The 13,769-nt window shown below is 74.2% G+C and carries 16 protein-coding genes; 10 read left to right on the forward strand and 6 right to left on the reverse strand.

Going from position 1 to position 13,769, the window contains the following annotated elements; genetic code table 11:
• Positions 1-43: 43 nt before the first annotated feature.
• The 6 genes from K7854_RS36325 to K7854_RS36350 all read left to right on the forward strand — a co-directional run bounded on the left by K7854_RS36325 (position 44) and on the right by K7854_RS36350 (position 4,677).
• Entirely contained in the window at positions 44-679 is a 636-nt protein-coding gene (locus K7854_RS36325; RefSeq protein WP_226030830.1) for a class I SAM-dependent methyltransferase, read from the forward strand.
• 111 nt (positions 680-790) lie between these two features.
• The gene (locus tag K7854_RS36330; RefSeq protein ID WP_031046391.1) at positions 791-979 is read left to right on the forward strand and encodes a hypothetical protein; all 189 of its coding nucleotides are present in this window, start codon (positions 791-793) and stop codon (positions 977-979) included.
• A gap of 20 nt (positions 980-999) precedes the next feature.
• On the forward strand, positions 1,000-1,707 hold the full coding sequence (locus tag K7854_RS36335) for a hypothetical protein (protein ID WP_226030831.1): 708 nt from the start codon (positions 1,000-1,002) through the stop codon (positions 1,705-1,707).
• A gap of 11 nt (positions 1,708-1,718) precedes the next feature.
• Positions 1,719-2,684 (forward strand): DUF6895 family protein, encoded by a 966-nt coding sequence (locus K7854_RS36340; protein ID WP_226030844.1) that lies wholly within the window; start codon positions 1,719-1,721, stop codon positions 2,682-2,684.
• Positions 2,681-3,601, forward strand: coding sequence for a DUF6895 family protein (locus K7854_RS36345; RefSeq protein WP_226030832.1), 921 nt, complete (start codon positions 2,681-2,683; stop codon positions 3,599-3,601). Before K7854_RS36340 ends, K7854_RS36345 begins: the two co-directional genes overlap by 4 nt.
• On the forward strand, positions 3,598-4,677 hold the full coding sequence (locus K7854_RS36350) for a serine hydrolase domain-containing protein (protein WP_226030833.1): 1,080 nt from the start codon (positions 3,598-3,600) through the stop codon (positions 4,675-4,677). The genes K7854_RS36345 and K7854_RS36350 overlap by 4 nt, the downstream gene beginning before the upstream one ends.
• Positions 4,678-4,737: 60 nt before the next feature.
• Here the strand turns inward: K7854_RS36350 and K7854_RS36355 are convergent, their stop codons facing one another.
• Positions 4,738-6,114 (reverse strand): trypsin-like serine protease, encoded by a 1,377-nt coding sequence (locus K7854_RS36355; RefSeq protein WP_226030834.1) that lies wholly within the window; start codon positions 6,112-6,114, stop codon positions 4,738-4,740.
• Positions 6,115-6,315: 201 nt separating this feature from the next.
• Positions 6,316-7,977 (reverse strand): alkaline phosphatase D family protein, encoded by a 1,662-nt coding sequence (locus K7854_RS36360; protein WP_226030835.1) that lies wholly within the window; start codon positions 7,975-7,977, stop codon positions 6,316-6,318.
• 144 nt (positions 7,978-8,121) lie between these two features.
• Here K7854_RS36360 and K7854_RS36365 point away from each other — a divergent pair, with 144 nt between their 5' ends.
• Complete coding sequence (locus K7854_RS36365) at positions 8,122-8,427, forward strand: hypothetical protein (RefSeq protein ID WP_226030836.1); 306 nt, start codon at positions 8,122-8,124, stop codon at positions 8,425-8,427.
• 45 nt (positions 8,428-8,472) lie between these two features.
• On the opposite strand, the gene K7854_RS36370 is transcribed toward K7854_RS36365, so the two are convergent.
• From K7854_RS36370 to K7854_RS36385, 4 genes are read right to left on the reverse strand one after another with little or no spacing between them, the layout of a single operon-like run.
• Positions 8,473-9,273, reverse strand: coding sequence for a class I SAM-dependent DNA methyltransferase (locus K7854_RS36370; RefSeq protein WP_226030837.1), 801 nt, complete (start codon positions 9,271-9,273; stop codon positions 8,473-8,475).
• 57 nt (positions 9,274-9,330) lie between these two features.
• Positions 9,331-10,287 (reverse strand): ABC-2 membrane transporter-related protein, encoded by a 957-nt coding sequence (locus tag K7854_RS36375; RefSeq protein ID WP_226030838.1) that lies wholly within the window; start codon positions 10,285-10,287, stop codon positions 9,331-9,333.
• On the reverse strand, positions 10,284-11,174 hold the full coding sequence (locus K7854_RS36380; protein WP_226030839.1) for an ATP-binding cassette domain-containing protein: 891 nt from the start codon (positions 11,172-11,174) through the stop codon (positions 10,284-10,286). Before K7854_RS36380 ends, K7854_RS36375 begins: the two co-directional genes overlap by 4 nt.
• Complete coding sequence (locus K7854_RS36385; RefSeq protein WP_226030840.1) at positions 11,171-11,611, reverse strand: GntR family transcriptional regulator; 441 nt, start codon at positions 11,609-11,611, stop codon at positions 11,171-11,173. The genes K7854_RS36380 and K7854_RS36385 overlap by 4 nt, the downstream gene beginning before the upstream one ends.
• Before the next feature lie 106 nt (positions 11,612-11,717).
• Between K7854_RS36385 and K7854_RS36390 the strand changes: the two genes are divergently transcribed.
• The 3 genes from K7854_RS36390 to K7854_RS36400 all read left to right on the forward strand — a co-directional run.
• A complete protein-coding gene (locus K7854_RS36390) occupies positions 11,718-12,398 on the forward strand; it encodes a helix-turn-helix transcriptional regulator (RefSeq protein WP_226030841.1) in 681 nt (226 codons plus the stop codon).
• Positions 12,399-12,406: 8 nt separating this feature from the next.
• Positions 12,407-13,384, forward strand: a complete 978-nt coding sequence (locus K7854_RS36395; RefSeq protein ID WP_226030842.1) for a pyridoxal-phosphate dependent enzyme — start codon at positions 12,407-12,409, stop codon at positions 13,382-13,384.
• A gap of 79 nt (positions 13,385-13,463) precedes the next feature.
• Positions 13,464-13,769, forward strand: a 306-nt coding sequence (locus K7854_RS36400) for a cupin domain-containing protein (RefSeq protein WP_226030843.1), incomplete at its 3' end; no start/stop codon positions are given.

The following is a 13,769-nucleotide window of genomic DNA, read 5'->3' on the forward strand; positions in this document are numbered from 1 at the left end:
CCCCCCCGCCGAGCAGACGACCGCGCCCGCCCCAGGAGGCCCCATGACCGACATCCCCGCGCCGGCTCCCGCCGCGGAGTTCTGGGAAGCCCGCTACCGCGACACCGGCCGCGTCTGGAGCGGCCGCCCCAACGAGCTGCTGGTCCAGGAGGCGGCCGGCCTCGCCCCCGGCACCGCGCTCGACCTCGGCTGCGGCGAGGGGGCGGACGCGGTGTGGCTGGCCGCGCGGGGCTGGCGGGTCACCGGCGTGGACATCTCCGCCACCGCTCTCGAACGCGCCGCCGGGCACGCCGCCGAGGCCGGGGTCGGCGACCGCGTCGCCTGGGAACGCCACGAGCTGGGGCCCTCGTTCCCCGAGGGCTCCTTCGACCTGGTGAGCGCCCACTACCTGCAGTCGCCGGTCGCGCTCGACCAGCAAGGGGTGCTGCGGGCCGCAGCCCGGGCCGTGGCGCCGGGCGGCACCCTGCTGGTCGTCCTGCACGCCGGCTGGCCCTCCTGGCAGACCGAACCGCCGTTCGACGCCGTCTTCCCCACCCTGGACGGCCTGCTCGCCGAACTCGCCCTGCCCGAGGGGGAGTGGCACGTCGAGACGCGCCGGACCGCCCGTCGGCCGAGTGTCTCGCCCGACGGTGTCGAGGGCTTCCGCGAGGACCACGTGTGGCGCCTGCGGCGGGCCTGAGGTTGTTGAACGAGTTACCTTCCGGGAATTTTGTGAAGAAAGGCATGTTCTGGGACTTACCGGACACCCTTGGGTGTGAAGGCCATTTGGCTACCAGAGGGAGATGGTGAAATGCCTTCCAAGGACAAGGTGCTCGAGGAAGTCACCCGCACCGAGAACATCGACATCGACGCGGTACTCGACCCCGCCGAGCCCGACGGAGTCTTCCGCGACAGCCGCGAGTGCGCCGCGCTCGCCCTGCAGTCCGGAGGCACCAGCCTCCTGCTCTCGCCGCCGACCCCGCGCCCGAAGAAGGGCTGACGGACCGACGGGAGAACGAGATGGAGCAGTCGAGCACATCGGCCCTCCTGCAGGGAACGGTGCTTGACCTCGCTTCCGACGTGGTCTCCGCTCTTCGGAGCGGAGACCACGCGCGAGCGGGGAGCACCCTGACGGCAGGCGGCGCCGCCGAGGGCGTCGCCCGGGCGGCGGTACGCGTCCTGGGCGCCGACACCCTGTTGCCCAGCGTCCTGCTGCGCGTCACGCCCGACCCGGCACAACTCGCCGTGTTCAAGGAGGCCGTGGCGGCCCACCCGCCGCGCCACGACGCCGCACCCACCGTCATGTGGAGCCACTGGGCGATGACCCGGGCCCTGCGCCGGGCCGAACACCCCCTGACCGGCCCGCCCCGCGACGAGCCGGACGCCGAGCCCGACGCCCGCTGGCTCGACGACGCCGGCTGGCAGTTCCTCACCCACCAGCTCGCCGTCCTCGCCCCGCTCGCACTGCCCGGCGAGGAGTGCGCCGTCACCCGCGTGGCGCGCGGCCGCCCCGTGGACGTCGCCCGCGGATTCGTCCGGGCCGTACGCCGCCGCGACTGGCAGCAGGCGGCCGGGGCCGGACGCTGGCTCACCCTCCTGGACGGGGTGCCGGACACGCTCGGCCTGGAGGCCGGCCTGGACTTCGTACGCCTGATGGGCGGCTCCGACCCGCGGGTGGCCCTGCAACTGGAGGCGGCGCGGCTGATGCCGGCCGGCGTCCTGCTGTGAGCGTCCCGGACGTGCGCGTCCGCGAGGTCGAGGAGTCCGCCCTGGACTGGGTGTGGACCCACCGCGACCGCTTCGCGCTCGGCGACGACGCGCTGGCGGCCGACGGCCAGGTCAACCGGACCTGGAAGCCCCTGGGCGAGCTGACCCAGGTCTGCGCCTCCGTCTCCCGCTGCACCCCGCCCGGGGACCCCCTGCACACCCGCGTGTCCGAACTGCTGGACTTCGCCTGGCAGCAGACCCACCGGGGCGAACTCTTCCCGCTCATGCAGTCCCTGGAGCCCTTCGCCACCTACCCGCTGGAGGTCTACGCGGCCTTCGCCTCGGCCGGACTGCGGCACCCCGGCTACGAGGCCTCCGCCGCGGTGCTGACCCGTACCCGCGGCTGGCGGCTGACCGAGCAGTACCCCACCCGCCGCCTGGGCGTCCTGGAGGCCGAGCGGCGCAGCGGCATCGATCCGCACGGGGACGTGCCGCAGGCGCTGGGCCGCACCTGGCTGGGCGGCCTCCCGGAACCGTGGACCTTCGAACGCGCGGCCGGGTACGCGCTCACCCACGTCGTCTTCCATCTCACCGACTGGGGACGAACGCCCCGGGGAGTACCGGAGGACCTGGCGGACTACCTCCTGCACTGGCTGCCGCCCTGGCTCGACACCTGCCTGGACGCCCGGATGTGGGACCTGAGCTGCGAACTGCTCGCCGTCGCGGCGAGCCTGCCGCGCCCGCCGGAACCGGCCGTCCTGGAGGACGCCTGGCAGCGGGTCGCCGCCGCCCGGGCCGGGTCCGGCGCGATCCCCGAGGAGGGCGCCGCCCAGGACGCCGCCGGGGCGGACCCCGGACCGGACCCCTACGACTTCGCCGACTGCTACCACTCCACCCTGATGGCCGCGTTCGCCGCGGCACTCGCCACGGCGGCCGCGGCACGCCCGCCGGACGTGCGGCAGGCGGCGCGACCCGCCGGACAAGGAGCGCCCGGATGACGGACACCCGCCTGATCCACCGCGTCGGAGCCGGTGCCCTGGAGTGGCTGTGGGCCCACCGCGACGGCTTCCGCCTCGAACCGGACGTGGACCCCGAGATCGGCTTCCTGGAGCGCTTCAAGCCGATCGGTGAACTCGCCCTCATCTGCACGGTCCTGTTCCGCGAGGGCGTCGCCGGCTCCCGCCAGGCCCAGCTCGCGCGCCAACTGCTCGACCACACCTGGCGCGAGACCCTGGACGGCGGCCGCATGCTGGTGCGCGGCCAGCGGGTCGAACCCTTCTCGCCCGTCCCGTTCGAGGTGTACCTGCCGTTCAAGGAACTGGGCTACAGCCAGCCCGAGATCGTACGCGCCACGGAACTCAACCACCGGCTCGACAGCTGGGCGCGGTTCCCGGTGACGGCGACCCGGCGCCTGGGCCTGTCCGCCTTCCAGCGCCGCTTCGGCCTGCCCGCACGACCGACCGAGGCCGACCTGGTCGCCGCCACGTGGCTGGCCGGCACCCCCGAGCCGTGGACCGTCGAGGGCCACACCGCCTACGACATCACCCACACCGTCTTCCACCTCACCGACTGGGGCGAGAACCCCGGCGGCCTGCCGCCCGACGTGGCCGACTACCTCGCCACCTGGCTCCCGGTGTGGATCGACGACTGGCTGGACCTCGAGCGCTGGGACCTGCTCGGCGAACTCCTCGTCGTGGACGCCTGCCTGCCCCGGCCCACCCTCGACGAGGCCGCCTGGCGGGGCTTCGCCGCCGCGCAGCAGCCCGACGGCGCCATGCCCGCCGTACGCACCATGCCCGACGGCGACCCCGACACCGTCTTCGACGTGGTCTACCACCCGACGCTGGTCGCCGCCTTCGCGTCCCTGCTCGCCACCTCCCGCGCGCTCACCGAGCTGGCGCACTCCGCGTCGTGACGGGCCCTCGTACGCCCTGGCCGGGTGAACCCGCCGCCGAAGGACCCGCCCCGCCGGAGCCCGGACCGCCCGACGATGCCGCGCTGCGCGAGCGGCTGGCCGAGGCCGTGGCCGCCTCCGACGCCCCCGACGTCGTCTTCGCCGTCTCCCGGCGCGGGCACCGCACCCTGCACGGCGGCGGCACCGCCCCGCCGCCCGACGTCCCGCGCGAGGACCTGCGCTACGAGATCGGGTCGGCGTCCAAGACCTTCACCGCGCTGCTCCTCACCCGGCTGATCCGGCGCGGCGTGCTCACCGGCGGCGAGGCGGCGGCCATCTGCCTGGACCCCGGCCGGAGGGCCGGCCCGCACCCCGTGACCCTCGCGCACCTGATCACCCACACGTCGGGGCTGCCCGCCCTGCCCGCGGACTTCGTGCGCCGTGGCCTGCCCGCCTGGCGCACCAACCCCTACGCCCGCTACTCCGCCGAGCGGCTGACCGACGGCTTCCTGCGCCACGGGCCCAGACACCGTCCGGGGACCCGCTGGCACTACTCCAACTACGGCGTCTCCGTCCTCGGCCACGCGATCGCCGCGGCCACCCGCACCGCGTGGGAGGACCTGATCACCGGGCAGGTGCTGCGCGCCCAGGGCCTCAGTACGACGGCCCTGCGGGCGGAGGGCCCCGAGACCGACGCCGTGGGACACCGCAAGGACGGGCGCACCCCCGTCCCGCCCTTCGACGCGGGCGGCTTCCAGGCGGCCGGAGCCGTCCGGTCCACCCCCGACGACCTGCTCACCTTCCTGGAGGCCCACCTGGACCCGGCCCGCTCACCGGCCGCCGGCGCACTGCACGCGGTGCGGGTGCCGGTGCTCCGGCGGGGTCTCGGGCACCGGCACGTGCACACGGTGGGGTGGTTCCGGCACCCCACGGACGGCGGACCGATGTACTTCCACAGCGGCGCCACCCTGGGCCAGCAGGCGTTCCTGGGCTTCCGGCCCGACACGGACACCGCCCTGGCCGCCGTGTGCACCCGGCGGTTCCGCGCCCGGGACCCGTTCATCGCCACCGCCTACGCGCTTCTCGCGGAGGGATAGCGCCCCGGACACGGGCCGGCGCGGGCCGCTTCGAGCGGTCCCGCGCCGGCCGGCCGTCCGTCAGACCCGCTGCCACAGGGCCGGCGTGCTCGCCGGTGACCCGGCGCCCTGCGCCTGGTGGCCCTGCAGACACCGGTAGCGCGCCCCGTCGAAGGACACGGTGGCGCCGACCTCGTAGACTCGGCCGGCGGCCCACGCGTCCGCCGCCGCGTTGTCCTGCGGTGCCGGTGCCCCGGACGCGGCGGACGTGGTCGTCAGGGTGAGGCCGAAGTCGCTGAGCAGCGGATTGATCGGCTGGTAGAACGTGGTCCCGCCGTTGGTGCAGTCGCCGGAGCCGCCGGACGTGGTGCCCTGCGCCTGGGTGCCGGACACGAACGGCCCGCCGGAGTCGCCCGGTTCGGCGCACACCGTCGTCTCGGTCAGCCCGTTCACGGTGCCCTCCGGGTAGGTGACGCTCGTGTCGTGCTGCTGGACGGTCCCGCAGTGCCAGCCCGTGGTCGAGCCGGAACGGCACACCGACGCCCCCACGAGCGCCTCCACCGACCCGGCGACCTGGATCTTCTCGCCGTCCTGCGCCTTGACGTCCGGCGTCGCGGTCCAGTCGGAGTTGACACCCACCCAGGCCATGTCCTTGCCGGGGAACGTGGAGGCCTGGAAGGTGCCCTGGTCGGCCTCGTTGAACCCGGTGGTGGTGGCGCCCGGGTCGCCGCAGTGCCCGGCGGTGGCGAAGCCCTGCTGGTCGTCCTTGGTGACGGAGAACCCGATGGAGCAGCGGGCCTGGTCGTTGATGTAGAAGGCGTCGCCGCCGACCAGGTCCTCCAGCACCCGGGGCTGGTCGGGGGAGACCCGGACGCCCACGTCCCGCGTCGACAGGCCGGCGGCCTCGGCGAAACCGGCCGCCGCCGACTCACTGGTGGCCTGGACGGTGACCCGGTTGGTCCGTACGTCGACGTACCAGACCGGCGTCTGCCGGGTCCGGGTGCGGACGGCGGCGGCGTCCAGCTTCTCCTTGACCGCGCGCAGCTCGGCGAGGTTCTTGCCGACGACGGCCGCCTTGGCGCCCTGCGCCTCGATGGCGGCGGTGTCCGCGGCGTCGGTGGTGGCGACGGTCAGCTCGGCGGAGGTGGCCCCGCTCACCCAGGCCCCGGCGAAGCGATCGCCCAGCGTGTTGCGCAGCATGCCCGCGCGGGTGCCCGCCTCGGCCTCGTTGACCAGCCGGGCCGCGGCCTGCCCGGGCGCCAGCCCCAGGTCGCGCTCCATGGCGCTCAGCATGCGCGCCGGTGCGGCGGCGGCGCCGGGCGTGTGGGCCGCGGCGGGGCGCGGTCCGGGGACGGGCGGCGGTGCGGCCGACGCGGCCGAGGGGAGTGCGGTCAGGACCAGGGCGCCGAGCGCGGTGAGGGCTGCGCGGCGGCTGCCCGCGGCATGTCTGCCGACCATGCGATGTGCCTCCTTCGGACGCTGTGCGAGACAGCGGGATTCGGTGGGCGGCCGTGGGTCACGGTGCGCCCGCGGCCAAGTCACAGGCCTTGCCGCAAAGATCCGCGGCGATGCCCGGCCCCGGTCTGTTTCGCGCGATGGGGGACGCCGTGGGTGCCATGTGCAGTACGCGCCCGCCCGTCCGCCGGGGCCGGCCCCGGATCAGGCCGGCTTCAGCCCCGGCGCGCCCGCCTCGGTGACGAAGGACGCGGCCGTGGTCACGGCGGCGCCGGGCGTGCTGATCACGGAGACCGTCCTGAAGTCGAGGTGGGTGGCCTGCCGGCCGAGTTCGGCCCGGACGTAGCCGCGCTTGCCGTTGTAGAACTTCATGTGCGGGTTGGCCTGCATGTACAGGTCCCAGTTGGCGGGCTTGTCCACGCCGTCCCGGCCGCTGGCCACCGAGGTGCAGGTGACCTCGGTGCCGACGGTGGCGGACGCCGGGTCGTCGAAGTCCTCCTTGACGTCGAGGGCGTAGCCCACGTGCACGTCACCGGTGAGGATCAGCCAGTTGTCGACCCCGGCGGCCTTCGCCCCGGCGACCACCCGGTCGCGCGAGGCGCGGTAGCCGTCCCAGGCGTCCATGGAGAGTGCGGCGTCGGCGGTCACGTCGAACTTGCGCTGGGAGAAGCACACCTGCTGGGGCATCACGTTCCACAGCGCGGTCGAGCCCTTCCAGCCGTCGAGCAGCCACTGCTCCTGCTCGGCGCCGGTGATGGTGCGCGCCGGGTCGTCCGACTCGGCCCCGGGGGCGTGCGGCCGGTCGTCGTAGGCCTGGTCGGAGCGGTACTGGCGGGTGTCGAGGATGTCGAACTGCGCGAGCGTGCCCCAGTGCAGCCGGCGGTACAGCCGGGCGTCCGGGCCCTGCGGCAGCTGGGCGGCGCGCAGCGGCTGGTTCTCCCAGTACGCGCGGTACGCGGCGGCCCGGCGCAGCAGGAACTCCGAGGGCGGGATGTCGTTCTCCGGGATGCTGCCCGCGTAGTTGTTCTCGGTCTCGTGGTCGTCCCAGGCGACGACGAACGGATGCGCCGCGTGTGCGGCCCGCAGGTCCTCGTCGCTCTTGTACAGCGAGTAGCGCAGCCGGTAGTCCGCGAGGGTCATGGTCTCGCGGTTGAAGACGTCGGGCAGCGTGACGTCGGTGTAGCGGCGTTCCCCGCCCTCGGAGTTCACCGCGTACTCGTACAGGTAGTCGCCGAGGTGGAACACCACGTCCACGTCGTCCTGGGCGACGTGGCGGAGCACCGTGTAGTAGCCGTCCATGTAGGCCTGGCAGGCGAGAGCCGCGAGCTTCAGCGACGAGGTCGCGCTGCCCGCCGCCGGGGCGGTGCGGGTGCGGCCCGCCGGGCTGAGCCAGGCACCGGCGCGGAAGCGGTAGTAGTAGACGGTCCCGGGCGTCAGGCCCTTCACGTCGACGTGGACGCTGTGGTTGTACTCGGCGTGGGCGTCGGCGGTGCCCCGGAACAGGACACCGGCGAAGTACTCGTCGAGGGCCACCTCCCACTCGACGGTGACCCGCTCCGTGCCCATCCCGCCGTCCTCCAGGAACGGCTCGGGCGCCAGCCTGGTCCACAGCAGCACCGAGTCCGGCAGCGGGTCGCCGGAGGCGACGCCCAGGGTGAAGGGGTCCTTGCTGATCCGGGCGGCGCGTTCGGGGGCGGCGACCGCGCCGCGGGCCGGGTGGTTGGTGGAGAAGGCGAGCGCGGCGGCGGCCGCGGTCACGGTGAGGAAACGCCGGCGGCCGAGGCGCCGGGCGGCGGCGCGCAGCACGGCGTCGTGCGGGGAGAAGGCGTGGTCGGCCAGTGCGCTGGGACGGCCCGTGGGCGCCATCTGGTGTCCTCTCGTACAGCGGGGCGAAGCGCGGACCCCGCATGCTAAGCAGACAAAACGCCCTTAACGGGCAGGGCTTGCGGAGTGATCACACAGGAGGAGGTACGCGCGTGTGGGCGGCGCCCTCCGGGGCACCCGGGAGCCATGGCCAGGACACGGCGCTACGACGTGGCGGCCTCCGGCCGCTGGTGGGACCAGGACGACGGCCGCTGGCTGCCGGCCGGTGAGGTGCACGCGTGGGAGCAGGGCAGGAACGAGACCGTGTGCGGGCTGTCCCTCCACCGCTCGGGGCTCACCCGCTTCCCGGCCGTCACCTGGACCGACGTGCTGCCCGAGTCCGGCGGCGCCGCCGACGCCGTCCGCCGGGTCTGCCCCCGCTGTGCGTCCGCGGCCGGGCGCCGCGGCCCGGACGCCCGGCCCGCCTGGCGGCGCGTCAACCCGCGCCCGTAGGGGCCTGACGCGCCGTCCGGCCCCACGACGCACCCGGTCGGCCGGCTAGGAGGGCAGCGGCGAGCGGCTCACCCGGATCTTGGACTGGCCGTGCGGACGCTTCTCCCAGTCCGCCATGAACCGCGCGTGCAGGTTGTGCTGGGCGGCCAGCGTGAGCAGTGTGTCCGTGCGGTAGTAGAAGTCCTCGCGGAGCACCTGGTGCTCGGTGCCCTCCGTCCGGTCGAAGGTGAAGTCGAAGAACCCGGTCTCCGTCAGGACGCGTCCGACGTGCGCCAGGCACTCGTCGATGACGCCCAGCGGCGAGTGCGAGAAGACGCTGTGCGCGTGGATGACGTCGAAGTGGTCGTCGGGCAGGAACTCGAGGCGCAGGTCACCGGTGATGGTCAGGTGGGGCAGCTTGGCCTGGAGTCCGCGCTCGGTCAGGGTCCTCTTGGCGGCGATCAGGATGTCCGGCGAGATGTCGACGCCGTAGTAGTTCCCGGTGTCGAGGTGGTCGATGAAACGCCAGCCGCCGCGCAGGTTGCCGCAGCCGATGTCGAGCATGCGGTGCTCGGGGCGCAGCCCGTGCTCGATCAGGTAGTCGAACTGCATCTGGCCGAGTGCCAGCCAGCGGTCGTGGGTCCGGCTGCCGACCGCGGCCTCCGGGTTGCGCCGGGTGTCGGAGGCCATCACCGCCCGGTAGTAGCCGACGTGGTCGGGGTGCTTGATGCGCAGCCACGCGTCCCGGCCGGCCCGGCGGACGTAGGGGCCGACGCGCTCGGGGTGGCGCAGCGCGTACCCCACCTTGTGGGTGAGCGCGGCGCGGTTGCTGCGCAGCTTCTTCGGGGACTTGGCGTCCTTGGGCATGGGTGTGGGACCTCCGTACGAGTGACGCGGACAATGAGGGGTGCCGGGCGGGGGGTGTCAGACCCGGCGGCGCAGCAGCAGGACCGTGACGAGGACGAGGACCAGGGCGAGGCCGCCGAGCAGCGCCGTGTCGGTCCACTGGAAGGCCCAGTAGTCGCCGGCCGGGTTGGCCTCGTAGTAGCGGGAGACATACCCGTGGCCGGTCATGCACTCCCGCAGCTCGCGGCCGGACGGGTAGGGGCACTCCAGCACGGAGTCCCGGCGGCCGGAACCGGTGATCAGGCCGTAGTGCCCGGTGGACCACTTGTCGCCCATCGGCTCCTTGGGCCGCCAGCCGTCGCTGACGTAGCGCTGCGGCGGCACCAGCAGGCGGGCCCGGTGCGTCCACTGCACCAGCACCGCGACCGCGCCGGTGACCAGCAGCGTCCAGGCCGCCGCGGACAGCACCCGGCGCGCCAGCAGCCCGGCGAGGGTGCCCGCCGCCAGGCCGAACAGCGCGGCGGCGACCAGGGAGGGCCCGGAGCCGGTCAGCGCGGTGGCCTCGTACCAGAAGACTCCGTAGCTGCGGTTGACGGCGGGCTCCCACCACCAGCGGAACAGCAGCGCGAGCGACCCGGACAGCGCCGTGGTGCCCAGGGCGGCGAGGGCGAACCGGGAGGCGAACCACTGGGCCCGGCCGACGCCCTGGGACAGGATCATCCGGTGGGTGCCCAGCTCGCGGTCGCGGCCCAGCAGCGGTGCGCCCCAGAACATGCCGACCAGGACGGGCAGCGCGAGGTTGAGCGCGCCGAGCAGCCTCAGCGGCTCGACGTCCAGGAACCGGGGGAGCCCGTCCGGGGAGCGGGTGCAGTACAGCGGCCCGGGGTCGCAGCCGTCGAAGAGGCCGCTGCGCAGGTCCTCGACCATGCCGGCCCGGGAGTACGCGGCGAGTACGACGGCGGCCAGCAGCACCACCGCGCCGCAGCCGATCAGTGCCCGCTGCTGGCGCCAGGCCAGCCACAGCGTCCCCCTCACGCCGCCGCCTCCTTCGGGGCGGCGCCGTCCTGGAGGTGACCGAGCAGGATCTCCTCCAGGGGAGGCCGCTCGACGTGCCAGCTGCCGCCGACCGGGCCCCGCGGACGCACCAGGGCGGTCAGCTGCCGCCCGTGCCTGCGGCGGTGCACGACGGTGTGCTCCCGCAGTGCCGGCTCCTCGTCGACGTGTCCGGTGAGCAGGGTGTGGCCCTCGCGGAGCGCGTCGGCGTCCTCGCTCAGCTCGACCCGGCCGGCCCGCAGCAGCAGCACCCAGTCGCAGGTCTGCTCCAGGTCGGGCAGGACGTGCGAGGACAGGACGATGCTCAGCTCGCGTTCCGCCGCCTCGGCCATCAGCGTCGCCATGATCTCGGTGCGCACCACCGGGTCGAGGTCGGCGAGCGGCTCGTCCAGCAGGAGCAGCTCCGGCCGCTTGCCGAGCGCCAGGGCGAGCGCGACGCGCGTGCGCCGGCCCGGGGACAGCTCGCCCACCCTGGCGGACAGGGCGATGCCGCCCTCGCGCACCACCCGCTCGGCGACCCGCCGGTCCCACGAGGAGGCGTTCAGCTTGCCGCCCATGCGCAGGGTGTCGGCCACCGTGAAGCGGGGGTAGAGCGGCTTGTCCTGGGTCAGCAGGGCGACCCGGGTGCGTGCCCCGGCGCTGTCCGGCGCGGTGCCCAGGACCCGGATCCGCCCGTGTGTGGGGCGCAGCAGCCCGCCGGCCAGGTGCAGCAGGGTGCTCTTGCCGGCGCCGTTGCGGCCGACCAGGGCGGTGATCCGGCCCCGGGGCACGGTGAACCCGCAGTCCCGCAGCGCCCGGTCGCCGCGTGCCCGGTAGCCGAAGCCCAGCTCCGTGGCGTGCAGCGCGGCGGGCTCGTCAGGCCCGGTCATGCGTCCTCCTGTTTCCGTCCCCGGTCGCCCGGGTCGTGCTCGTGTTGCTCGTCGTGCTCGTCGAGGGCCGCCGTGACCAGGGCGAGGACGTCGTCCCGCTCCAGTCCGGCCGCCAGTGCCCGGGCGACCCATGCGGCGAGGTCCGCCCGCAGGGGTGAGTCGTCCTCCGCGCCCGGCCGCGCCAGCGACCGGGTCACGAAGGTGCCGAGCCCGCGCCGGGAGCGGACCAGGCCGGCCTGCTCCATGTCGCGGTACGCCCGGAACACGGTGTTGGGGTTGATGGCGGTGGCGGCGACGACCTCCTTGGCCGTGGGGAGTCTGTCCCCGACCTGCAGCACACCCATCCGGAGCGCCTGCTCGGTCTGCCGCACGATCTGCACATAGGCCGGGATGCCGCTCTGTCGATCGATCCGGTACTCGACCACGTCACCTTCCATGCTTTCATTAATTCATTAGTAGAAGCATGATCGGATCGCGTCCCGGTGTCAAACGGCGCCGCTCCTGGACTTCTGGTCCAGAGGCTGGACATGTAGTCTGGGCCGTATGAGCGAACCCGCACTGGACGCCGAGCGCGATGCCGTGCTCGCCGCGCTCCGCCCCGTCGTCGACGGGATCGCCGCCACGTTCGGACCGGTCTGCGAGGCGGTGCTGCACGACTACCGGCGCCCCGAGCACTCGGTCGTGGCCGTCGCGGGATCGGTCACCGGGCGGCAGGTGGGCGCGGCGATGAGCGAGATCGGCATGCGCGTCCTGGCCCGCGGCGAGGACGCGCGCGACGAGCTGAACTACGTCACCCGCACCGCCGACGGCACGCTGCTCAAGTCGTCCACGATGGTCCTGCGCGACTCCACGGGCGCGGTGTTCGGCGCCCTGTGCGTCAACCTGGACGTCACCGCCGTCGACCGCGCGCACGCCCTCCTCGGCGCCCTCGCCGGGACCGCCCGCACCCCCGCCGAAGTGCCGGCGACCACCTTCGGCGACGACATCGACGCCGTGGTCGACGCCATCGTGGACGCCCATCCGCTGCGCCGGGACACCAGCTGGGCGGCGCTGGACCGGGAGCGGCGACTGGAGCTGTTCCGCGATCTCGACGGGCGCGGGGTGTTCGCCGTACGCCGTTCGGTCGAGCACGTCGCCGCCCGGCTCGGCATCTCCCGCGCCTCCGCCTACCACTACCTCTCCCAGGCCCGTGCCGTGCCCGGCCCGGCCGCCGACACCCCCTGAGGACACCCGTGACGACCACCGCACCGCCGGTCACCCTCGACGACGTCCGCTCCGCCGCCGCCCGCATCGAGGGCGTCGCGCACCGCACCCCCGTGCTCCGCTCGCGCACCCTGGACGCCCTCGTCGGCGCCGAGGTCCACCTCAAGTGCGAGAACCACCAGCGGGTCGGCGCCTTCAAGTTCCGCGGCGCCTACAACGCGGCCTCCCGCCTCACCCCCGAGCAACTGGCCCGCGGCATCGCCGCCTACTCCTCGGGCAACCACGCCCAGGCGGTCGCCCTGGCCGCCCGCGAGCTGGGCACCACCGCGGTGATCGTCATGCCCGAGGACGCCCCGCCCGCCAAACGGGACGCCACCGCGGGCTACGGCGCCGAGATCATCACCTACGACCGCTACACCGGCGACCGCGTGGCCGTCGCCGAGGCACTGGCCGCCGAGCGCGGGCTGACCCTGATCCCGCCCTACGAGCACCCGCACGTCATCGCCGGCCAGGGCACCGCCGCCCTCGAACTGGTCGAGGAGACGGGGGAGCTGGACGCGCTGCTCGCCCCGGTCGGCGGCGGCGGACTGATCGCCGGGAGCGCCACCGCGGTCAAGGGCCTGCACCCCGGCACCCGGGTGATCGGCGTCGAGCCGGAGGCCGGCGACGACACCAGGCGCTCCCTGGCGGCGGGCCGGCGGGTCACCGTGCCGGTCCCGCGCACCATCGCCGACGGCCAGGCGCTGCCCACCCCCGGCGAGCTGACGTTCTCCCTCAACCGGCGGCTGCTCGACGGGATCGTGGTGGTGTCCGACGACGAGATCCGGGACGCGATGCGGTTCGCCTTCGAACGGCTCAAGACGGTCCTCGAACCCAGTGGCGCCACCCCGCTGGCCGCCCTCCTGAGCGGCCGGATCGACGCCCTGCCCCGCCGCGTCGGCGTGATCCTCTCCGGTGGCAACGTGGACGCCGCCCGCTTCGCCGCGCTCTGCGGCACGCCCGGCTGACGAGCCGCCTCCCCCGGATGGCGGCGCCGAGTTGACAGGCGGACGATGGAGTGGTGGGGCCAGGGAAAGGAGGAGCGTCATGCTGGAGGCAAAGACGCTCGACAAGCCGGACGAGCGGCGCGACTTCCCGCGCGGGCACATCGAGGCCGTGCACATGGAAGGACTCGACTTCGCCGTCGCCACCTTCGAACCGGGCTGGCGCTGGTCGGAGTCCGTGGCGCCGATCGCCGGCACCGACAGCTGCATGATCCACCACAACTGCTACGTGGTCGAGGGGCGCATGCACGTCCGCATGGACGACGGCACCGAGAGCGAGGTGGGCCCGGGCGACGTCTTCGTCTGCTCGCCGGGCCACGACGCCTGGGTCGTGGGCGACGGACAGTGC

The sequence above is a fragment of the Streptomyces hyderabadensis genome, from assembly GCF_020404845.1.
GTDB classification, from domain to species: domain Bacteria; phylum Actinomycetota; class Actinomycetes; order Streptomycetales; family Streptomycetaceae; genus Streptomyces; species Streptomyces hyderabadensis.